This is a genomic window from Xanthomonas nasturtii, assembly GCF_023337365.3.
In the GTDB taxonomy this organism is placed as follows: Bacteria; Pseudomonadota; Gammaproteobacteria; order Xanthomonadales; family Xanthomonadaceae; genus Xanthomonas; species Xanthomonas nasturtii.
The window spans coordinates 2062846-2084478 of record NZ_CP142084.2 but is presented as its reverse complement, the minus strand read 5'-3'; the positions used below and the strand labels follow the sequence as shown (position 1 = coordinate 2084478).

The 21633-nt window shown below is 57.9% G+C and carries 17 protein-coding genes, 1 tRNA gene and 1 pseudogene; 7 read left to right on the top strand and 12 right to left on the bottom strand.

The window, feature by feature from the left end; genetic code table 11:
• Positions 1 to 3: 3 nt before the first annotated feature.
• Together pgaC and pgaD are read left to right on the top strand one after the other, a co-directional pair.
• Positions 4 to 1257 (top strand): poly-beta-1,6-N-acetyl-D-glucosamine synthase, encoded by a 1254-nt coding sequence (pgaC, locus tag M3O59_RS09180; RefSeq protein WP_064628901.1) that lies wholly within the window; start codon positions 4 to 6, stop codon positions 1255 to 1257.
• Positions 1254 to 1700, top strand: coding sequence for a poly-beta-1,6-N-acetyl-D-glucosamine biosynthesis protein PgaD (gene pgaD / locus M3O59_RS09175; RefSeq protein ID WP_116906752.1), 447 nt, complete (start codon positions 1254 to 1256; stop codon positions 1698 to 1700). Before pgaC ends, pgaD begins: the two co-directional genes overlap by 4 nt.
• 203 nt (positions 1701 to 1903) lie before the next feature.
• Here the strand turns inward: pgaD and M3O59_RS09170 are convergent, their stop codons facing one another.
• The 5 genes from M3O59_RS09170 to M3O59_RS09150 form a co-directional block, all read right to left on the bottom strand.
• On the bottom strand, positions 1904 to 2149 hold the full coding sequence (locus M3O59_RS09170) for a hypothetical protein (protein ID WP_064628897.1): 246 nt from the start codon (positions 2147 to 2149) through the stop codon (positions 1904 to 1906).
• A gap of 95 nt (positions 2150 to 2244) precedes the next feature.
• The gene (locus tag M3O59_RS09165) at positions 2245 to 2700 is read right to left on the bottom strand and encodes an outer membrane lipoprotein (protein ID WP_249046552.1); all 456 of its coding nucleotides are present in this window, start codon (positions 2698 to 2700) and stop codon (positions 2245 to 2247) included.
• Complete coding sequence (locus tag M3O59_RS09160) at positions 2697 to 3263, bottom strand: UDP-N-acetylglucosamine acyltransferase (protein WP_116906751.1); 567 nt, start codon at positions 3261 to 3263, stop codon at positions 2697 to 2699. Before M3O59_RS09160 ends, M3O59_RS09165 begins: the two co-directional genes overlap by 4 nt.
• A 552-nt stretch (positions 3264 to 3815) precedes the next feature.
• A protein-coding gene (locus M3O59_RS09155) for an IS5 family transposase (protein ID WP_330462772.1) occupies positions 3816 to 4614 on the bottom strand; the annotation gives its coding sequence in 2 pieces (ribosomal slippage) (positions 3816 to 4344 and positions 4343 to 4614; 801 coding nt in all).
• Between the two features lie 162 nt (positions 4615 to 4776).
• Positions 4777 to 4853 (bottom strand) — tRNA-Arg (locus M3O59_RS09150).
• Positions 4854 to 4882: 29 nt separating this feature from the next.
• Between M3O59_RS09150 and M3O59_RS09145 the strand changes: the two are divergent.
• A pseudogene (locus M3O59_RS09145) lies at positions 4883 to 5089 on the top strand (site-specific integrase); the annotation flags it as partial.
• Between the two features lie 28 nt (positions 5090 to 5117).
• On the opposite strand, the gene M3O59_RS09140 reads toward M3O59_RS09145, so the two are convergent.
• Positions 5118 to 6220 (bottom strand): IS3 family transposase gene (locus M3O59_RS09140; protein WP_373419003.1). Its coding sequence is split into 2 segments (ribosomal slippage): positions 5118 to 5971 and positions 5971 to 6220, totalling 1104 coding nucleotides; the frame shifts between segments, so codons are not numbered across the junction.
• Positions 6201 to 6404, bottom strand: a complete 204-nt coding sequence (locus tag M3O59_RS09135) for a hypothetical protein (protein ID WP_249050284.1) — start codon at positions 6402 to 6404, stop codon at positions 6201 to 6203. The genes M3O59_RS09140 and M3O59_RS09135 overlap by 20 nt, the downstream gene beginning before the upstream one ends.
• A gap of 433 nt (positions 6405 to 6837) precedes the next feature.
• Here M3O59_RS09135 and M3O59_RS09130 point away from each other — a divergent pair, with 433 nt between their 5' ends.
• From M3O59_RS09130 to M3O59_RS09115, 4 genes are all read left to right on the top strand, one after another.
• Positions 6838 to 8196, top strand: a complete 1359-nt coding sequence (locus tag M3O59_RS09130) for an IS5 family transposase (protein WP_330462520.1) — start codon at positions 6838 to 6840, stop codon at positions 8194 to 8196.
• Between the two features lie 241 nt (positions 8197 to 8437).
• Entirely contained in the window at positions 8438 to 10261 is a 1824-nt protein-coding gene (locus tag M3O59_RS09125) for a protein adenylyltransferase SelO family protein (protein ID WP_116906812.1), read from the top strand.
• Entirely contained in the window at positions 10242 to 10673 is a 432-nt protein-coding gene (locus M3O59_RS09120) for a toxin-activating lysine-acyltransferase (RefSeq protein WP_116906813.1), read from the top strand. The genes M3O59_RS09125 and M3O59_RS09120 overlap by 20 nt, the downstream gene beginning before the upstream one ends.
• 62 nt (positions 10674 to 10735) lie before the next feature.
• On the top strand, positions 10736 to 12016 hold the full coding sequence (locus M3O59_RS09115) for an MFS transporter (protein ID WP_116906814.1): 1281 nt from the start codon (positions 10736 to 10738) through the stop codon (positions 12014 to 12016).
• A gap of 110 nt (positions 12017 to 12126) precedes the next feature.
• Here M3O59_RS09115 and M3O59_RS09110 read toward each other — a convergent pair whose 3' ends face one another.
• The 5 genes from M3O59_RS09110 to M3O59_RS09090 all read right to left on the bottom strand — a co-directional run bounded on the left by M3O59_RS09110 (position 12127) and on the right by M3O59_RS09090 (position 21147).
• Positions 12127 to 12693, bottom strand: a complete 567-nt coding sequence (locus M3O59_RS09110) for a hypothetical protein (RefSeq protein ID WP_147308582.1) — start codon at positions 12691 to 12693, stop codon at positions 12127 to 12129.
• A 13-nt stretch (positions 12694 to 12706) separates the two neighbouring features.
• Positions 12707 to 13423 carry a hypothetical protein gene (locus M3O59_RS09105; RefSeq protein WP_080764670.1) on the bottom strand — a complete coding sequence of 239 codons (717 nt, stop codon included), beginning with the start codon at positions 13421 to 13423 and terminating at the stop codon, positions 12707 to 12709.
• 95 nt (positions 13424 to 13518) lie between these two features.
• Positions 13519 to 15741: a peptidase domain-containing ABC transporter gene (locus M3O59_RS09100; RefSeq protein ID WP_116906815.1), complete on the bottom strand. Its 2223-nt coding sequence runs from the start codon at positions 15739 to 15741 to the stop codon at positions 13519 to 13521.
• Positions 15738 to 17036: an HlyD family secretion protein gene (locus M3O59_RS09095; RefSeq protein ID WP_116906816.1), complete on the bottom strand. Its 1299-nt coding sequence runs from the start codon at positions 17034 to 17036 to the stop codon at positions 15738 to 15740. The genes M3O59_RS09100 and M3O59_RS09095 overlap by 4 nt, the downstream gene beginning before the upstream one ends.
• A gap of 304 nt (positions 17037 to 17340) precedes the next feature.
• Positions 17341 to 21147, bottom strand: a complete 3807-nt coding sequence (locus M3O59_RS09090; RefSeq protein ID WP_249047168.1) for a zeta toxin family protein — start codon at positions 21145 to 21147, stop codon at positions 17341 to 17343.
• Positions 21148 to 21633: the final 486 nt, after the last annotated feature.

The following is a 21633-nucleotide window of genomic DNA, read 5'->3' as shown; positions in this document are numbered from 1 at the left end:
CCGATGACGACCAGCCGCTTACTGGCCGCCCTGTTCAACTTTGCGTTTTATTACCCGATCATCATGGCGTTCTTCTGGATGATCGGCGGCATCTACTACTACCTGCGTCGTGAACGCGGCACGCCCGGCCCATTCAAGCCACCGCCGATGGCCAGCGAGCCGTTCGTCTCGATCCTGATGCCTTGCTACAACGAGGCCAAGCACGTTGCCGAAACCATCGCGGCGATGAGCGCGCAGCAATACGCAGACTTCGAGATCATTGCGATCAACGACGGCAGCACCGACCGCACGGCCGAAGTGCTCGACGACCTCACCCACCAGCACCCGCGCCTGCGCGTGGTACATCTGGAGCAGAACCACGGCAAGGCCAACGCATTGCGAGTCGGCACGCTGGCCGCACGCTCGGATTACCTAGTGTGTGTGGATGCCGACGCGATTCTGGACCCCAATGCGACACGCTGGATGGTCGGCCACCTGGTCTCCGGCCCGCGCGTCGGCGGCGTCACCGGCAACCCACGCGTGCGCAACCGCACCACGCTGATGGGTCGCATGCAGGTGGGGGAATTCTCCGCCATCGTCGGCCTGATCAAACGCGCGCAGCGAGTGTACGGGCGGCTGTTCACCGTCTCCGGCGTGATCTGCGCGTTCCGCCGTTCGGCGCTGCACCACGTCGGCTTCTGGTCCGACAACATGGTCACCGAAGACATCGACATCTCCTGGCGCCTGCAGCTGGACGGCTGGGATATCCGTTACGAACCGAATGCGCTGTGCTGGATCCTGATGCCGGAAACCTTTCGCGGCCTGTGGATGCAGCGCCTGCGCTGGGCGCGCGGCGGCGTCGAAGTATTGCTGAGCCATGGCCGCCGCGCACTGGCCTGGCGCAGCCGGCGCATGTGGGCGGTGCTGCTGGAATACGCGCTGAGCCTGGCCTGGGCGTACACCATGTTGCTGATCATCGTGCTGTGGCTGCTCGGCAAGTTCATCGCGCTGCCGCCTGCGTTGTATGTCGACACCATCCTGCCGCGCTGGCATGGCCTGGTCCTGGCCGTGGTTTGCCTGCTGCAGTTCGGCACCAGCCTGATGATCGAACGCCGCTACGAAAAAGGCCTGGCCCGCCAGTTCTTCTGGGTGATCTGGTACCCCGCCGCGTTCTGGATGATCGGCATGCTCACCGCCGTCATCGCCTTCCCACGCGCCCTGCTCGCACGTCGCAACAAGCGCGCCCACTGGAAAAGCCCCGACCGAGGAATCCAATGACACCGCCCATCATCAACCTGCCGCAACGCCTTGGCCGCTCGCGGCGCCTCGCCTACGGCGCCGCCACCGCCGGCGCCTGGATGGTCTACTTCTACCTGTGGGCGCCACTGGCAACGCTGATCGCCTGGTTCTTCGGCCTGCGCAGCGCGTACACCGAGCTGTACCTGAAGCACAACGCGATCGACCCGTTCGCCCTCGGCGCACTGCCGGTGATCGCGTTGATGGCCGCCATCACCACGGTCGGCTGGGCCGAATACAACCGCCTGCGTTTTGCCAAGGCCGACAAGCGCAAACGCCCCCGCACCGTCGCCGAACCCGAGGTCGACAAGCGCCTGGGCGCTCCCGAACAACTCGGCAGCTTGCTGCGCCACAGCCGTATTTCGACGGTGGCGATGGACAAGTACGCACGGCCGGTCGCGGTGCGTGTGGTGCGGCATCGGTGAGTGATTCTGGCAGTTCGCAACAGATCCCGCTGAACAGGCGCATCGTGCAGTAGCGACTTCGCCGGCATGGCCCCCATTGCCACGAGGAGTCAGGTGATGAGGACGTCACGCGATCGCCTAAAGATCGAGGCCCGCCCCGGTGGCGTTCTTGCATTGCGGGCGAGTCTAGTCGCCCATGCTTAGATCGTTCGGGCTGCCAGGTCCTACCTTGGCAATTCACTTCCCATAGGCTGGATGACTTGAGACGTCGGCTGCCCCGCACCATCCAGACGCTGAGCAATAAAGTGAAGCTGCTGCGACATTGTCGCCAGTGCAGTGTTCGTCTTGCGCTGCTCCGCCAGCAGTTGTCCCAGTAACGGTTTGATACCAAAAACAGCGAACGGCACCAGCAGCCACAATACCGACAGCACAAGGCCGAAGATCGCAGCTGCGAAATAGATCAGTTCCATGAGTCAGCCCTAAATTAAAATTTTTCGAAGGTTCTTCCAACGTAAGTGGGTCCGCACTGGCCTATTTACGCATTCGCCCAGTCAGGTGCTGCCGATCAGTTGCGAGGATCAGCGATCAGCCTGGACGGCGAACCGTACAGAACAAGCACGCGGACGCCTGCTGCAAATGCAGGCGTCGCGCCTTGCACTACTGTCATCAGTGAACCGTTTTCGGTCTGCACGACGTACTCCACGCCATCCGCCTGCGATGCGGAGCGCTCAGCTGCGGCCCCGACAATGGCGCCGGCGACTAACCCGCCAACTGCTCCTACTGCGTTGGCACGACTACTGCCGCCCATCGATGAGCCGGCAATGCCGCCTGCTGCCGCGCCCGCCGCCGCGCCGCCGCCCTGGGTGCCATCGATCGAAACAGCGCGCGCACTGATCACCGTGCCGGCAACGGTCCGATTTACTTGACCAACCGACCCCACCGAATAGCTGTCGGTGCGCACGTTAGGTGCGCACCCAGCTACTGCGGCAGTGAGGATGACCGCGGCGATGAAAGACCTCACGGGGTCGCCTGGCTGCTCGGGAACATTGGCTTGCTGACGTCGACCGTTTCCAAAGCCTGCAGGAACAGCGCGATGTTGTTCTGGGCAGAGCGATTGACAGACTCGCGAGCGCGGATCACGCCGGCGAACGCATAGCCCGCCGGCACAGTGCCCGAAGCGCTCACGTCCTGGGTGTAGACGATGCTGCCATTCGCTCGATCGATCAGCTCGTAGCGCGCGATGGTCTTGGTGGTCATGGACGCGCCGAACGACGGTATGTCGATCGCCAGGATCTTCACCGACAAATTCAACTTTCGCGGTGCGTCGTCACGAAAAATCGCCATCCGGTTGAGCGCCTCGGTCAGGGCGTTCTCCCACATGTCCGGTATTTCGTGCTGCGCCTCGGGCGGAACCTTGCCCTTTGCCTCGTCCGGCCGGGCTAGCGTGACCGTGAGCGACTTCAGCTCAGCATCGAGCTTCTTGCTGCTGACTCCTACGCCCGGCACAGAGAAGTTGAGCGGCGGATTAGCCGCACAGCCAGAAAGCGCCGCGATCACGATCGCAGCGGCGAGTAGCTTTTTCATTCCATTCCCCTGTTGCTTCCATTGCGGCATGGGGCCGCACCCCTACAGCTAACGCGATAGTAACAAATGACTCGAACTTCACTAGATGAACATCTCCCCCAGCTATCGATGTCGCGGACCAGCAGCCAGCTCTACCCCACGTTCGGCTGGCGCAGGCCAAGGACTGACATGCGCCAGGAAGCTATGCCCTTGCCGCCCAGCATTCCCGAATGCCAGCCGGGCCACCGCCCTCAGCTGGTCACCACAGACGGCGCACCACACCGCTATCGCATCGGCGGGCCGGCGCCAACCACGGTCCACATCAGCGCTGCCGCTGCCGCATCGACGGCTTGGTGGCTCTGGCAACGGCGGTAGGCGCCGCGACCAGCGCCGGAGGCCGAGGCATCCCCATACTCAGAGAGGGGCTTGCTACTCTTGGTAACCGCGCAGTAGACAGCTGTAGTTACCATGCAGTTACGGAGCTTGCGCAAACACCGACCCTAGCGCTGACTGCTTGATTTTCCTGGTGACCCCGGCCCGATTCGAACGGGCGACCTTCCCCTTAGAACCTGTTCACAATCTTCTGAGTAACAGTGCCAAGAAGGCCAAATGGATGAACTGCAGGCTGGTGTTGAGTTTGCGCTCGCAGTTCTTCCATAGCCTTCGGTTCTTCTCCAGCCAAGCAAAACTACGCTCGACAATCCATCGCTTGGGCATGACCTTGAAGGTGTGCAGTTCGCTGCGCTTGGCAATCTGCACCGTGAGCTGCTCGCCTAAAATCTCTCGCGCGCCGCTGGCAAACGGTACTCCGGTGTAACCGCCGTCGCACAGTAAGCTTTGTACAAGCGTCAGGTTTGACTGACAGCGCTCCAACGCCTGCAGCGCACCTTTGCGGTCGGTCACCTCCGCCGTCGTCACCGCGATTGCGTGGGGCAACCCCTGACTATCAACAGCGATATGCCGTTTGATGCCCGACACCTTCTTGCCTGCGTCATACCCCTTTTGCCCAGCTGTGTCCGTGTTCTTGACGCTCTGCGCGTCCACGATCAAGAACCTGGTGCAAGCGTTGCGCCCCTGTCTCACGCGGGCCACGCCAACCTGATTTTTTGAGCGCCCGCTCCAGCAGGCTCACCCCCTCATCGTCGCACTCGCTCCACTTGGCAAAGTACGAGTGCACGGTCCGCCACTTCGGAAAGTCACTGGGTAGCGCTCGCCATTGGCAACCGGTTCGCAGCACGTACAACACTGCGCACCACACCTCATATAAATCCACACGGCGTGGCTTGGTGCGCTTGCGCGCTTGTTCCAGGATCGGCTGCACGTGTGCGAACTGCTCCCGGCTCATGTCACTCGGATAGCTCTTTTGGCGCATCCGCATAGTCTGCACTGATCTGCGAAGATCGTGAACAGGTTCTAAGGAGGGACAACGTCGCTAGACTAAGACCGAAGCGGAACAAGGCTTTGCGTGGCGATCCAGCCTGACTGTGGCAAGTCTGTGGTAACGACCAGCCTACGCATGCCGATTGTCAAAAAGTGGTGACCCCGGCTGGGTTCGAACCAGCAACCTCGTCCTTAGGAGGGACGCGCGCTATCCAATTGTGCCACGGGGCCATCCGTCTAAGGATACAGGGAGACGCTAAGTGAGCAAAGCCAAAGCAGCTGTCAAGCCGGGGCGCACCAAGACCTTCAATGGCACGCTTCCGCGCGGCATCAAAGCCTCCCAGGCCGTTAGCTCTGTGGCGGGCGTGACGCTCAGGACGGACGGGCAGCTGAGGTGGGAGGCGCGTATCCGAAGGTCCCTCGACGGGCAAGCCTTGAAGTTCCCGCTGGTGCGCTACCCCCCCGACGTCCCCCCATCCTGAGTAGCGGCCGGGTTTAGAGTCCGGGGTTGATGATATCGTTGTTGGCCAGCTGTTGGGCATACGCGGAGGGCGTCATGCCGCCGATTGCTTTCTTGGGTCGCTCCTCGTTGTATTCGCGTCGCCAGCGCTCGATCTCGGTGCGTGCGTGCAGCAGTGTCGGGAACCAGTGCTCGTTGAGGCATTCATCGCGCAGCCGGCCGTTGAACGATTCGACATAGGCGTTCTGATTCGGCTTGCCGGGTTGAATCAGCCGCAGCTGCACCCCATGCGCATGCGCCCAGGCGACCATCGCCTTGCCGCAGAACTCCTTGCCGTTGTCGGTGCGGATCACCTTTGGCAAGCCGCGGCGGATGGCCAGCCGCTCCAGCACACGCGTCACGCCATGGCCGCAGATCGCTCGCTCCACCTCGATGGCGACCGCTTCGTGCGTAGCATCGTCCACGATCACCAGGCACTTGATCGCCCGGCCGTCGGCGGTGCGGTCGAACACAAAGTCCATCGACCACACCTGGTTGGCCTGCGATGGCCGCAGCAGCGGCTGACGCTCGCCCACTGGCACTTTCTTGCGCTTGCGGCGGCGGACCTGCAGCTGCTGCTCGCGGTACAAGCGCTCCACACGCTTGTAGTTCACCAGGCGCCCTTCCTGGCGCAGCTTGAGATAGATCATCCCCACGCCGTAGCGCTTGTGGCGATGCGCCAGTTCCACGATGCGCTCGCGTAGCGCAACGTTGCGGTCCTCGCGCGGGCAATAGCGCAGCGCACTGGCGCTCATGCCGATCGCGGCCAACGCGCCACGCTCGCTGGCCCCCCGCCCGATCCACTCGCGCACCAGCGCACGACGCGCCGGTGCGCTCACCATTTTTTTTGCAGCGCCTCCTTGATCAGATCGTTCTGGAACACCTGCTCGGCGAGCAGCTTCTTCAGGCGCGTGTTCTCTGCCTCCAGGTCCTTGAGTCGCTTGGCATCGGGCACGCTCATCCCGCCAAACTTGCTGCGCCACAGGGAGTAGGAGGCCTCGCTGAAGCCATGGCGCCGGCACAGATCCTTGATCGCCACGCCGCTTTCGGCCTCACGCAGAAAGCCGATGACCTGCTCGTCAGTAAAACGTTTCTTCACGTCCAATCTCCTTCGGGTAGGGAATTGGACTCCAAACTGCGGCGCTACTCAAAATCTGGGGGACGTCGCCAAGCCCCGTGCTTGTATCGAGCAGATCAAACCCTGCTCGGTAGGCTGCTGCTGCGACCGACGAGTCGCCATTACCTCGACTGAAAGACTTCATTGTTGCGTGATAAATCGCCATTTGTGAAACTCCTGTTTGTGGAGCACACAAAGAAGCGGCATAACATCTCCTGTCGAGAGTTAAGCGAACTGGACAACAAAGAGACTTGAATCTCAGGGTTTTGAAGGGGCTGTGTTGCCTAGCGAAGCATAGCAACGAGGTGGCGAAGCCACCGCACCGACGCGCAGCGTTGGCGCACGGTTTCTGCAAAGCAGAAACCATAAGTGCGCTCTTGCTGTTTGATTCTTTATTAAAATTTCCGCACTACGCTCTTGCTGTTTGATTCTTTATTAAAATTTCCGCACTACGGTTGGGTCAGCAATTGCGCCCCCTACGTAGTCGCCCCTGAAAAACCCCCAAACCACATCCATTGCAGGGCGTCCCCCGCATTTTCGGCGTGCTGGAACTGCCAGTTTTCGTTACTGTACGCGCTGGTTTCTGGCAGTTTTCGCCCATGCGTACACGCCGTCCTGCCGCCGAGCAGTTGCCTGCCGATGAGTTGTTTCGTTCGCGTCTGGAAAACCAGATCGACCTGCGCCATCCACTGGTTCAGCTGAGCCATCGGCTGCCGTGGAGTGCGTTGGAGCAGGCGCTATTGCCGCGATTGCCGGCCACAACTGCCAGCGGCGGACGGCCCGGCCTGCCGATGCGTCTGATCGCCGGGCTGCTCTACCTCAAGCACGCCTACGACCTGTCCGACGAGGCCGTATGCGCGCGCTGGCTGGAAAATCCGTACTGGCAGTTCTTCACCGGCGAGGTGGTATTCCAGACCTGCTTGCCGTGCGATCCCAGTTCCCTGACACGTTGGCGACAGCGTCTGGGCGAAGCGGGCATGGAAGAGCTATTGGCGCACACGATCAACACCGCGCATGCGATGAAGGCGGTGGATGCACGCGAGTTGTCGCGGGTGATCGTGGACACCACCGTGCAGGAAAAGGCGATCGCCCATCCCACCGACAGCCGGCTGCTGGAGGTGGCGCGCAAGAAGCTGGTGCTGCTGGCCAAGCGCCACGGCATCGCACTACGACAGACCTATGCGCGGCAAGGCCCGGTCTTGAGCCGCAAGGCCGGGCGCTATGCGCATGCGCGCCAGTTCAAGCGCATGCACAAGGTGCTGCGACGCCAACGCACGCTCCTGGGACGCGTATTACGCGATCTGCAACGCAAGCTGGACCCCTTGGTGCGTGAGCGCATCAGTGTCTGGCTGGAACGCGCACAACGGGTGTTGACACAACGCCCCAAGGACAAGCAAAAGCTCTACGCCCTGCATGCGCCGGAAGTGGAATGCATGAGCAAGGGCAAGGCACGGACACCTTACGAATTTGGCGTCAAGGTCGGCATTGCGGTGAGTGCGCGCAAAGGCTTGATCGTGGGCGCGCGCAGTTTTCCCGGCAATCCTTACGACGGCGATACGTTGGCCGAGCAGCTGGAGCAGACGCGTGGGTTGCTGCAGGATGTGAATGTAACCCCGCAGGTAGCGATCGTGGACCTGGGGTATCGCGGACGTGAGGTAGATGGCGTGCAGATCCTGCATCGCGGCAAGGCCAAGACGCTGACACGACGGCAATGGAGCTGGATCAAACGCCGGCAAGCGGTGGAGCCGGTGATTGGACATCTGAAACAGGACTGCCGCTTGAATCGCTGTTATCTAAAGGGTGCCCAAGGCGATGCACTGAACGTGCTCGGCTGCGCCGCCGGCTACAACCTGCGCTGGCTGATGCGCTGGATCGCCTTTTTGCGTGCCTGGTTGCAGGCGATGGCAGGGGCATCCTTGAGCCTGGTGCACCGGTCGCCGCTGACCTTTGGTGCTTGAAGGGGATTTTTCAGGGGCGACCACGTATGATTAATAGTTATAAAATAAAATGAATAAGACCTGTACAGATCTGATTTTTGCAAGGCCCTGCGCCGCTTTTAAGCTACCTGTCCATGCAGTGGTGATGTCCCGTGGTTTTCGAAAATCCAAGCAGCAGCAGGACGAATTGCCGGCAGGTTGATAGCATCACCAAAGCCGATCGAACGCGAATTCGCAACACCTGCGGAAACAAGGAAGCGAAATGCCCAATGACTACTGGGACATGGATGACAAGAACGACCCCAACCTGTTGAACCTCGCCAGCGTGGGCACTTCGATGCTCGTGCCCTTCCCAGTGGGAAAGCTGCCAGATGCTTCCGTGCTCTGGCTCAATGAGCGCTGGTTTCATGACTTGGGCATCGCCATCCACGACAAGCCCACTCGGACCAGCATCTCAGCGTCCTTGCTTGAACGCTTCGCCGTGACCTCCCTCGAAGCTCACTGCGTTGCCGGCAGCTTCGGCGGACGGACACTGGACGCTGATCGCTATGGCGGGAGCGGTGGGGCAATCCACGGAGGGAGTGGCCGCTGTGGCTCCGATGGCATGCTCATCGCCAAAGGAACCGGCCCCACACCATTGGTCTCCGAGGCCCATGATTGGTCGCACTCGCATGGCTGTCTCTATCTTTACGATGCCATTCGCGAGGCAGTCGCCAGCGAGATCCTCAACGCAGAACTCCCCCACGGGGCAGTGCCCATCGTTGCCATCATCGATGCCGGCTTCTCCCTGGCACGCACCGATGCAGACGAACCGGAGCGGTGCGCCATTCTGATCCGGCCCGCTTTCCTTCGCTTGGCGCACTTCGAGCGCAGCCTGTATTTCGGAACATCAGGCAGCGCAAACAGCGATCAATTTCAAGATAGCCTGCGGGTCAGAGATGCCATCCACTTTGCCGACGAACATGCACAGTGCGATGCCGGCAATCCCAATGGCTTAGGCGTTGACTTGTCTTGGCTCTACCTCCGCCTTGCCGAGCAAATTGCGGCAAGTCGCGCGCATCGCCTTTGGACCGGACGCCCGACAAGCGACAACATCTCATTGAACGCGCAGTTCCTGGATTTCGGCGGCTTCCGCGCAGTTCCCAGCTGGAAGCATGGCACAGATGGACATCGTCACTTCTTCGGCGATGAGATGCGTGATGTTCGCCACTCGCTTCCATCGCTTGCCTATTTCTTCAAGAAGTATTCCCGCTTTGACAAGGCAGTCGCCCCCATCGATCAACTGCTCATCCAGATCGAGCATCACATGGAAGCTGCGTTTCTCCATCACTGTGCAGAAGCGTGTGCTTTGCCTGAGTCAAGCCAAGAGGTGTTGCAGTTTAAATCGCTCATTGCGCGCTACTACCGTGAACAACAACGCGTTGACTATGCATTCGATCAGCCCACAAAGCACAACGAGCGCCACGATTGGCTCTCCGACCACCTCAGAGGTAAAGCAACCCAGGGGTCTCAGATTGGCGAGGAGATCGCAGCGTTCGTGCGCGCACTCCCGAACGCAGATCTTCATCTTTGTGCGGCCAAACGCTGGCTGAGACCACGACCACGCCTTTCCTATCGCGTCTCCAAGCGCCGCGCGATCAAGCTGGTGCGGTCGATCCTTGCCGATCGGTCGTCCGGACCCGAGCGGGTCTCGGCTTTTATCGCAACCGAGGTCGCGGTCTCGCGCCGTGTTTGGAAAGGCTTACCGCCACACTGGCTTGTACTGGGCTACGCAAGCGATCACGTGTCCACCGCTTTGTATTTCTTTGATACGCACCGCATGGCTTATGCGGCCCAGCTGTCGGGGCCACGCGTGCATGGGGGAACACTGCTCTTCGGTGCCGAAGTCGCGGATGAGACACTCGGCATCACCAGTTCGGACCATCAGACCGTCGTGTCTGTCGACTGCGAACCCACCAGCTACCTGGTGGGTCTAAGCTTGAACGGGCGTGCATCAATCCCTGCCGCACTGCTCACCTTCCCGGACGCTGCCGTTGCAGCGCAGACTTTTAGCTCAACCACCGCCCATGCAACCGAATTCCGTTGATGCGCAGGCGCTTGGCCTGGCGATGCAACTCCTGTTCAAGACTGACCGCAAGAAGTTCAGTATCGCAGCTGCCTACGTGTGGCTGTGGCCTGCGATTCGCCTACGCCAACTCGTGACGATCGAGGAGGACGATGGGGTATGGACTGGCTACGCCTTATGGGCATATCTAACCCCTGAAACCGCCAGTCATTTGGTTATGCAAGATCCTCCGTTCTTACCGATTAGCGACTGGAACGAAGGTGATCAACTCTGGATCCTGGATTTCGTGGCTATGCCAGGGCATCACCGACGCCTGGCGAGAGCACTCCGGGACCGCTTGCGCCCTCACTTCAAGCAAGCGCATCGCTTGGTGCGTGATAGGACGGGCGCTATGCTTGGAACCAAGACTTACACCCTTCGCAAAGATGGCTGAGGAAGACACGTTGCTTCCTTGATACGAATGGACGAACCGAAGCGACAAGGCAGTTGCAGCCCATGCATGAAGTGACATCAAGGCCGACCAAGGCCTGGACTGGATTTTTGTTCCTGGGCTTCGGTTCTGGTTTGCCTTATCCGCTTATCGGCAGCACCTTAGGCTATTGGCTCAGCGAAAAGTCGCTTTCGATCGCAGTCATCGGTGCCTTGGCTTGGACCGCGCTTCCCTACTCCCTCAAATTCCTATGGGCTCGCCATCTCGACCAACGCCATGCGCCGGTCGTTGGAAGCACCATGTCGCACCGTCAAGGCTGGATTGTCTTGTCTTCGGTCATGGTCGCTCTATCCCTCCTGGGCCTTGTTCTGAGCGTCGTCACCGGTAGTCTGCCACTCATTGCATTGAGCTCCATCGCAGCCGCTTTTGCCGGTGCGACCCTGGATGCCTCAGTCGATGCGTTTCGCATCGAACAGGAGTCGGTGCACCAGCAGCCAGCCAAGCTCCTCACTGCCTATCAGTTTGGATACCGCATTGCTCTTCTGCTAAGCGACGGTCTGGTGTTCTTGCTCGCAGCGCGGCTGTCTTGGCAAGTTGCTTATGCCCTTCTGCTGCCACTGATGTTGGTGCCCATCTGCGGAACGCTCCTTCTGCAATCTCATCCCGATAGCACCCGCACCCCAGATGCCACGAGTGCGGAGAAGCAGGGGGCTCCGTTGGTGTCGCTTCGACCCTCCACCCTCCAAGGGTGGATCGCGGTGGTCATCTTCATCGGCTGCTATCGCCTACCGGACATTCTTCTGGGTCCCATGATCAATCCTTTCTTCCATGCCCTTGGCATCGGGAAGAGTGCGGTCGGATCATTGCACATCTGGCTAGCCATCCCTGCTGCCTTCCTCGGAATTTTGGCCGCAGGCACCAGCTTGAGACGCATGTCTCTGGGCACGACCATTCTTGTTGGCGCAGCTCTCCAAGCCCTTGCCCTCCTCGGTCTTGCCTTGCTTTCGTCCAACGAGCGGTCTGTTGAGCTGCTTTGGGCTAGCGTTATTCTTCAAAACCTTGCCAGTAGCTATACCGGCATCGCGTTGGTTGCTTACATGTCAAAGCTAGTCACACTCGGACGGGCAGGAGAGCACTACGCTTGGCTAACAAGCTTCTACTCGATCTTCGGCAGGGTGCTTGCCGGCTTCTCAGGCCTTGCAGTGGCTTATCTCACCACGCGCTATGGGCGAAACCAGGGTTATAGCACTTTTTTTATTGGCGTATGTCTAACATGTGCACCTGCCTTAATTGTCTACTCGGCTTCCATTCAAAGACGGATTACCAATCTTACCTCCAAACCTTAACGATCCGGACCCACGAGGTCCGGAGCGTTTGACCAGCGAACTAACCAAGAGCGCGCCTTGTCGCAAATGAAGAAATAATTTAAGCCTCTCACCGCTCTCGCACCAAGCCTTCAGTGCTTAGGTTTTGGATTATTTTTTTCTTCCACAATTGTCAATCCAGAAACGCAAGGTTTAGTCACGTCAGTCGTGGATATTGATATGACGTAAGGACCCTTGGACAAAGTGGCCGGACGAGTCCAAGAAGCACCCTTGATTGATGATCTAGGTTCACGCATCCTTTCAGCGAAACCCATACTTTTAACAAGGTCATCGTATGTCTCGCAGCCTTCTATCTTGGAATCAGGAAAGAAAGCAGAAAGAGAACCGACTATCCATTTCTGACTTTGAGCATCCTCTCGATGAGATCCAAATCTAAGTTCCCTTATTTGCGAAGACGGCGCACTGAAAGACGTCCTATAATATCGATGAAGCGATTCTTCCCTGAGAATAGATGTTCGTTCACCTGCAAGGGCATTTTCAATCTGAGTTTGGCTGACGTAAACACCGCTATTAAATAAAGAGATAATTTTCCCTAGCTGGCTGTCGGCGCAATATCCCACATTTGGCACAATAGAAATCACCAACAAGCCGGCTAGACTCAGAATTAATTGAGGCCCGTTAAATTTTAACTTCTTCATAGATCACACCCTCTCAGTTCCCATTATATACAGACTCATAATATTGCCTTACCGTTTGCCCTCCTCCATGATCTTGATTCCCATACCAAGTCGCAAGCTGACTCATTGCTTGTTCTTGTGTCAATGTCGATCCTATCTGGTTGTAAATGCTTGTGACCTCAGCTGGATATTGACTCAGCGTTGTAGGTTCGACTTGATTGACAAAATTTAACTCAAAAACCAGTGATCCGGCCTCGTTATTTAGCCAAGTATTTACATACTGTTCCTCGCTAGGATTTGGCGTTCCATAATCAACAGGATTGTAAACATGATATAACTCATGACTAAGAATTGTTGCAGCTTCCAGAGTTGTACCCGCATAGTTGTCGTCAATAAAGATCTGGCCATTTTCAACGTCCCCCTTGACAGCACCAAGATCCTTAAAGGCAGGATGTCTATCGCTAGCGACATATTGTGCAAGCAAATTTTTTACCGCATCGCTTTTATTGATGTATTCATCTACACCAGTCCCAAGCCCGCTCACTATTGGCGAGGGACTGCCGCCTCCGCCTCCTTGCGGAGGCGGAGGAGGTTGCTCAACTGGCGGCGATGGTGGCAATGTTGGTGGCTCCGACGGTGGTGGATTAACGACCACTGGAGGTAGCTCTGTTGGCGGCTCGCTGGGATCAACGTCCGCAGCAGCAGCGGCACCTGCCACGAGGAACAACTCTTCGTTTGTCAGCTCTCTCATTACAGCACTCCATCCTATGAATTTGATTTCGACCAGATCGTGTTCTGATTGGATTTATAATGGCGCCCCGCCCTCCAAGTTGATTTTATGAGCACTTATTCCTCATTGCGCGCTGGGATTTTCAGCTGTTCAGCCAACTCATTAAGCTCAGATTTTTCTGACCTTTCTTTGATCAGAGGTTTTAGATTTCCACCTACGAAAAGATAGTGCATGTCGCACATCCGAGAGATGTTCTTGTCATGCGTCACGATGACTGTGGTTGCGCCGATGCTCTTGATGTTCTTCATCAGTTGTATGCCCATCTGCTCATCAACCCCAGTCGTTGGCTCATCCATCAACAACAACTTAGTGCGCCTGTAGAAGGCTCTGGCCAAGAAGATCCGTTGCTTTTGACCACCTGACAGCGTGTTTCCCAAGTCGCCAACTCTGGTGTTGAAGCCCATTGGCATGCGCTGAATATCGTCGTGGATACACGCCAATTTCGCAGCCTGCACGAGACGTTCTTGGTCAATGTGCTCGTCGAACATAGAGATGTTTTCCGCTAGTGTTCCGGACAACAGATTGTCACCCTGCATCACGATGCTGACCTTGCTTCGGTGGCTCGACTTACCGACCTTCCGTAGATCCTCTCCATTGACCAAGAAGTCTCCGACTTGAAGATCTTCAAGCCCCGCCAGAACGCGGATGAGTGTGGTCTTACCCACGCCTGAGTTCCCGACAATTGCAATCACCTGGCCTGCCGGAGCCCTGAGCTGCAAGGCACTCATGATCCACTTGTCCGTGGACGAGTAGCGGAAGTAGCCGTTGACGATCGCAATGGCGGGCGCAGCATCCTCCAGTGCGCCGTTGCCGTGCAAAAACGACTCAGGCTCGCTGTGGGTGATGTCTGAAATCCGCTCGGTGTGCAAGCGAAGCAGCCGCAGCTGCATCAAGTAGTCAGCCAGGTTGATGCTGCGCTGGCTGAACTGGGTCGCATAGATCAGAAAAACCGTCAGCACCCCAATCGTCATATCCCCACTGAGCACCAGCCGGGTGCCTTCCCAAATTACAAAGATGCGGCACAGGCCCTGGATGAGAAGCTGGACAGAATCGAACCCAATGCGGATCCGCTCGGCCCCGATGGTCGCGTTAGTCGCTTTCGCGCTGTAGTTCGTAAAGCGCGACGCCCAAAGCGCTGACTTGTTGAACAGCTTGATGGGCTGGATGCTTCGGACCGTTTCGTAGAGCAAGCTTTGCCGGCGTGCATCGATGTTGATCTGATCGAGGTTGGCCTCTTTGAGTTTGGCGTAGTAGGCGTAGCGCGAACCCACATAGGCAATGGTGAAAGCCAACAAGGCGAAGGAAAGCGGCGCGTCGTAGCTCATCAAGAGCAACAACATGAGGAAAGACATCACCCCATCGATGACCGCTTCCAGCATCTTCGTCGTGAGTGACTGCTGGATAGAGTAGATCGACTGGAAGCGACTTGAAATGTCCCCGGTGTGCCGCTTCACGAAATACGATTGGGGTAGCGACACTAGGTGACGGAACAAGTTGCTGCTCCACCGCAAGCCGGTTGTGGAAGAAATCCACAACAAAGTCCACTTCCTGGCAACGGTCAAGACGAGTTGGACCAAGAGCACGATCGAAAAGCCGATCGCCAATGTGGTGACCAGGCCATCGTCCTTGACACTGAGCACCTGATCCATGGTCAGTCTCAGGTATTGCGGCGCAATCAGCGCGCAGCCTTCCAAGAACAGCGCCAAGATGCCCACGCCCCAGAACGCGGGCACCAGGGACCGAAGCGAGCCCGCCAGATCGCGAAGCGATACCGATGGCACACTCTTGATCTTCTTGAAGGCCGGGCCGGGATGCGCCTCCAACGCAATGCCGCTAAAGAGTTCATCAAACTCATCAAGCTTAATCTTCTTGACGCCGGTTGCGGGATCGCTGATATGCACATGACCGCCCCGGACAGCCGTCAACACGACAAAGTGCCCGTGGTGCAGGTGGACCATGCAAGGCAGCGACAGCTTGGGCAGTTCGTAAAGCTCCAAGCGAAGCGGACGCGTTGTGAGCCCGTTGGCATCAGCGATTTCAATCAGCGAAGCCAGCGTTGCCCCACTGGTTGACACCGTAAAGCGGTTGCGAAGCTCCCCGAGGCTTGTTTCATGACCGTAGTAGGAAAGCAGCATCGCGATGCAGGCCAAGCCGCACTCACTCGACTCCGTCTGGCGGATATGCGGCACACGACGCTTCGAGGAGAACACCAGGCTTGGTTGGGCAGAGCGACCCGGCTCCTCATCGCTATTGGATGTTGGTGTCAAGACATCTTTCATCGCTTTTCACCGGTCAAGCGTGAGCCCATGGTTTGGAAGGGGTCAAACATCCACTCCCAAATCTTGCGCCCCTCCAAGATCAGTTCCGCATCCACTTCCATCCCCGGCAAGAAGGACTTCGCTTCCTGGGCGACTCCGATGGTTTGCGAGGGCAATGCCACCCTTGCGGTATAGACCGGCTCAGTAGGCGACTGGCGACCATAGCGGCGCTCCAACTCGCCGAGGGGGCTGGTTTGCGTTGACAGCGATGCGATGCGCCCCTGGATGGCGCCATACTTTGCTTTCGGGAATGCGGCGATGTTAAGCAGCACCTCGGTGCCGACCGTCACATGTCCGATGGCTCTTGAAGGAATGAGGATTTCAGCTTCAAACACCGACTCACTTGGGGTGATCGACGCAATGATCGCGTCGGTGCCTATGCGCTGACCTTGTGATGCATAGATCGCTGCGACTGTGCCGCTCAAGGGTGAGGTGATGGTCTGCAGCCGGTCGGACTTGGCTCTGGCCACTTGATCTTGGATCGTGGATTTCTCGCGCTCGATTTCACTTGCTTGCCTGCTGGCCGTTGTCTTTATCTCGGTGATTTCACCCAGCAAAGCGGCACGTTGATTGCGAAGTGTGGACTGTTGCGCGCGGGCATCCTGGATCTGAGCCTCTGCATCCAAGAGAGCGTTTTCGTAGGTGAGGTAGGTGTATTTGGACACATACTTCTCAGCAAGGAGCGGCTCAATGGTCTTCAACAGTTCTTGGTTCTTGGCGTATTTTTTTTCCAAGATTGAGATCTTGCGAGCGACCTCCTGCATCGCGCCGCTCGTTTCTTCGACTTGACGCGTCAGCTCCCGCTCGCGCTGGCCGGAAAATTCGCGTGTCTGTAATTGCTCCTTGGTCAGCTCTTCTGATCGGGTAAGCGCGCGCTTGATCGTCTCATCAGATAAAGAGCGACCCGCTTCGTCAGTGATGTCGGCCGACAGCTCCGCAAGCACTTGGCCCTTCTTGACCAAGGCATTGGGCTTCAACGTCGTCGACAGGATGAGGCCAGGCGTTCCACTGCGGATATCCACCCGCCCATGCGTCGAGATGATCTGGCCCGATACATGCTCACGCTTGGAGTAGGAGGCGATCAGAACAAACGAGGCCAGCAAGACGAAAAGCACACAACCACAGCCGATCCAGATCCGGATGGATGAGGGAAACGCATCTTTTAGGTCGCCGAGCGTGGAGGTTGTCTCCGGCCCCTTTCGCTTGCGAAAAAGCGGTTGTTCTGCGTCATCCGTCTGAGCTGACTCGCTATCCATAGCACCTACACTTCGAGATCTACTGCACAACTTGTGTGGGTTGAGGCTACCCGCGCAGACATTAAAATTACATTTGCGTTTTGTTGATCTGGCGTTGGCATTGGCGCCACACCGAAGGATGCAAGCCCAACGCTATTGATTTTTCAGCAAGCAAGGTTTGCGCCAAGCGAAAATGCGTTGCGCAAAGCGCAGCCGCGCATTGCTAAGTCGAGGCACTGCGAACAACACACAGGACGCGTCAACATCAATGCTGAGCACGGGCCGCTCCCAATCGTTATCGCGCCGATCCTAGGCTTCTAGCACGTCAGCCCCCGCCCCCATCACCACCAGACGCGTCTGACATCGCCTGCTGCTGAGAGTGGGCAGCGAGCGTCATTACTGGGCCCGTTGGGTTCCTGTCGATTTCTTCGCGCTCGCGCTGGAATTGCACCATCTCCTGCGCCCGTCGTTGATCCAATGCCTCCGTCTTCTGCAAGGTCTCATTGATGCCAGGCGATGGCGTGTTGAGCGAGGTTTCCGAGTGAAAGCCGGGCGTTTTTCCAAAGACAAAGGCGACATCATCTTGGATGGTCACTTTGCGAAGTTCATCTGCACGCTCGATCCCTGACTCTTTGACGGCATGGAGCACTTCGGCCGCTTTCTCATCGGAAGTGCCTTTCGGAAGTTGTGCCTGGATGGCAGAGAACAAGGGGTAGTCCCGATGATCAGACGGAAATGCCGGCTGAGCGACATCTTGGGAGGGCTTGGCTTGCTCGACCCGATCCTCATCGCGTTTGTGTGCGTTTGAGCGGGCGGTTGCACCACCGAAGCTCGGCGATGACACATAGGAGGAGGTCGTGCGCTCGGGCAAGACGATCTGTGCCGGCACTTCGCTCTGCGTTGGCGTTGCCGGCAATGTCGCTTGCGCAACCTCTGGCTGCATTGCCTGCAATGGAACAGCCGATGGCGCTTCGTTCCGTGGCGTGACTCCTTGCGCTTTCTGCTCGATGCCTTGCTCCACCGGGTTATTTGCCGAAGCCGGTGCTGTGGGCTTCAAAGCTTCCCGACGCGTGTGTTGTGCCTGCGATAACGCTGCATCCAGATCTTGGCCGGCAATGCCCGTTGCCGGCAAACCTTGGTCCTGCTGGAACTGCCTCACGGCATGTTCGGTCTCTGGACCATAGTGCCCGTCTTGCGGCACGGCCTGACCGTTTGGACCCCGGGCATCCACTTGCTGCAAGCGATACTGCAAGAACTCGACTTCCTGCCCCCGGTCGCCGAGGCGCAACCCTTCAACCTCACTTGATGCAGGCGATATTGCGGCAGCAGCCTGAGTAGGCGCTTGATCGGGAGAGGTTGAAGAAGATGAAACCGGCCCGGCACTTGGCGCAGATGCGCTTGCCGTGGGTGGGTCTACTGCCTCTGCCTTAGTCTGGACTGCGCCGGCTGTCGGGGGCGCGGCAACCTCAAGTGTTCGGGTTTCTTGTGGTTCGCGTTGCGGGATAGGTTCGGGCTTCGGTTCGGCAGGCTTGGCGACCTGGGACGGTTCTTCCCGCACTTGCGCACTGATGGATGCAGGCATCACGACCGGAGCAGGCGTTGCCATCTCCGCAGCAGCAGCAGGCGCGTCGGGTGTGCGTGCAACGTCTCGATCCCGCTGCGCATCAATGGCTGCCTGAGGCGCTTGGGTTTCATCCACATGCGGGGCGGTAGCTGATGTCGCCGCAAAGCTCGCAACCTGTTGCGCTTCTTGCGTGGAAACGCCCTGCCGATTGGCCTCCCGCAAGGCTTGCTCATAGGCGTCACGTTCTTGGGGCGATTGCGCATCAATGCGCAGCTCAGGTGCACCCGTCGAAGGTGGTTGCTCCTGCCGAACTGATTGCACCTGCCCAAGTGCCTGATGGATCTCATCAGTGCTGGTCGTCGCTGCGACACGCACCACACCATCGGCGTCACGGCTCAAATGCTGGATGGGACTGTCCACCGAGTATTGACCGGAAGCATCACGCTCCAATGCCAAAGAGCTGGTCGCTGCATCGATCCCGTTTGCGTCACGAGTCTTTTGCACCGCAAGCTGGATCGCGCCAGCAGTCTGAGCATTGGGCGCAACGCCATAGGCGGCATAAGTCGCCTCGGTATTGGCCTGATCCTGCTGCTGCAGCGTTGGCGTTTGCCTTGCCGGCATCTGTGCCATTGCCTGCGCATGCTGCTCCAAGGCCGGTTGCAGGCGTTCACGCGTTGCGTTGAGTTCTAACGGGACATTGCCTTCGGCAGCAACGCCGTCATGCCGCCACTGGCCTTGCGTATCGCGCTGATACTGCTTGCCGTCCGATGCTTGCAGTGAGTCGGGGTTTAAGGCGGTTTGCACGGCCGCTGGCACGGGGCCAAAGTCGTCCCAACCATTGCGCTGATAAGCAGCTTGATAGGTCGCGGCAATCGCAGCTGGACCACGTGCAATGTTGGTGTCCACCACCTGAGCTGCTTGTTGGTCCAACGCGGCATTGCGCTCAGGACTTGCCGGATCAACCGTCCAGACAGGGCGATCGTTCCGATCGACTTCATCGGCGATCATCCGTGACCACTGGCCACTTGCCGGATCATGCCGCCAATCCCGTGCGTAGAGATGCGCCGCATCTGCCTCACTGGATGGCTGCGCATAGGGATTACTGGGTTGCACCTTGCCCAACGCCTGCTCGGTCGCTTCGCTACTGGCGTGATAGTTCAGCTCGCGCGCTTTTTCTGGCAGCGCGAACATGCCCTGCTTCTGTGGGGTATCCGCGCCATCGTTTTGCAGGTCTGCCTTTTCTTGGCGAAGCCACTGGCTGCCATTGAACTCCCAGCTCACGCCCTGCTTGTCGGTTTGTTTATAGATCTGACGGTTGTCCCAAAGCGTCACGGCCTTGTCGGCAGCGCCACTGAATAGATAACCATCAGCCACCACCAGCGCGACGGGGCCGGCACCGGTCGTGCCAACAACGGCAGCGGTAGCAGCGCCGCCTGCCCAGCCGCCCGCGCCCCGGGCAGCAAAGTGCAACGCTTCCGAGCGCGCAGCGGTGGGGTTGTCTTGTGCCAACAGAGTGCCAACACGCTCTCCGGTTTGCGACGCGTCGTAGGCGGTCGCGGCAACGCCTAAGCCAGCAAGCCCTGCTGTCATCCCGGCGCGACGCAGGCCTGGGATTTCAGGTTCCGGCACAGGCACGCGTGCAGGCGGAGCACCTGGCCGCACAAGTTCGTCGATGGTGGCAATGCCCTCCATGCGACTAGCAACCACATCGCTCACCCGGAGCTTGGCATGCTCCTCAAGCAGTTTTGCTTGGACATCAGGATCAGATTTCGGGATCTCTTGGACATGGTCCGGCAAGTCACGGTGCCAATCGACTTGCTTTTGCCAGGCTTCCCGAAGATGCTCGGTGAAAACGGGATCTTTAAGCCGCGCGTTGCGCGCTTCTTCCATCGCTTGACCAGGCATGCGTGCATCGGTGCGGCTGTCGTAAAGCTCGATGCCCTCACGATTGAAGATGCGGATCGGCACGTTGTTGACTGCATGGATCGTATCTAAACTACTCGGAATTCTGCTATAGATTGCATCACGCGCGCCCTCAGGCACATAACGACCATAGCCATCCCTGTCGATATTCGCTGTAAATCGGCTGTCGACACCATGCTCGCTTTCTAGCTTAGGTGACGCAACGGCGCGGACCTCAACTTCATAACCATTGTCTTGAAGACCTTTAATGAGCGTCTTCGATGCCCATTCCCCATTTGCCAAGGTTGTATCGAAGATTATATTTTTCTTTGAAGAGGTAGCTTCCGCTAACAGTTCATCGGCCCATTGACTTGCGTCGGAATGAGTCCGACTTGACCAATAGAACGGATTTTCATGCCGAAACTTATCTATCCTTGGATGATATCTACGAAGCTCGTCAGGATCGATCTTTATGGAATCACCATGCAAATCGCTGCTTGCCGCTCGCGCTAAACTGCCTTTACCAGCTCCAGGCTGGCCCGCCAGAATGATTGCCCTAGGACTTTCATAACTTGAGAGTCCCTCAAAATTCAGGTCAGCTAGAATTTGCTTCCTGAAAATATCTTCGTGCTGTCCCAGATCAAGCGGGTCTTGAATTCCGGTCATGACTGCCGATTTCCGCGTGCTTCAAAGTAGGCAAACATGTTGCTACCTTTCCAGTTGTGACTGAACCCCGCAGGCCCAAGCTGCCTACGCTTTTTCTCGGCCGCCTCCAATTTTACGGGGTCACCGTCCTCCTCAGCCTCCCTAAGCTCCCTATTGACCTCACCCAAGATGGAATCCAAGCAATCTTCTAGGTTCCATATTGCAAGTTCAAGGGGAGGAGTGACCAATGACGGACTATCCACCGACTCTCTGAGGGCCGATTTCAATCTATCTATATATTCAGGATATTCCTGAAAAATTTTCTGCAACCCTTCAGGAACGGGAGGATATTCGTCAATCGAGCCAGATGAAGGAGAATTTTCTTGTGTCATTTGAACATCCTGATCGGTGCGCTGGCTTTGACCATTGGGATAATTCGAACTTGGGAAGCCAAAATAATCCATCAAGTTCTGCTCCTTCCATGTGCCCTTAGCGGCGCTATGAAGC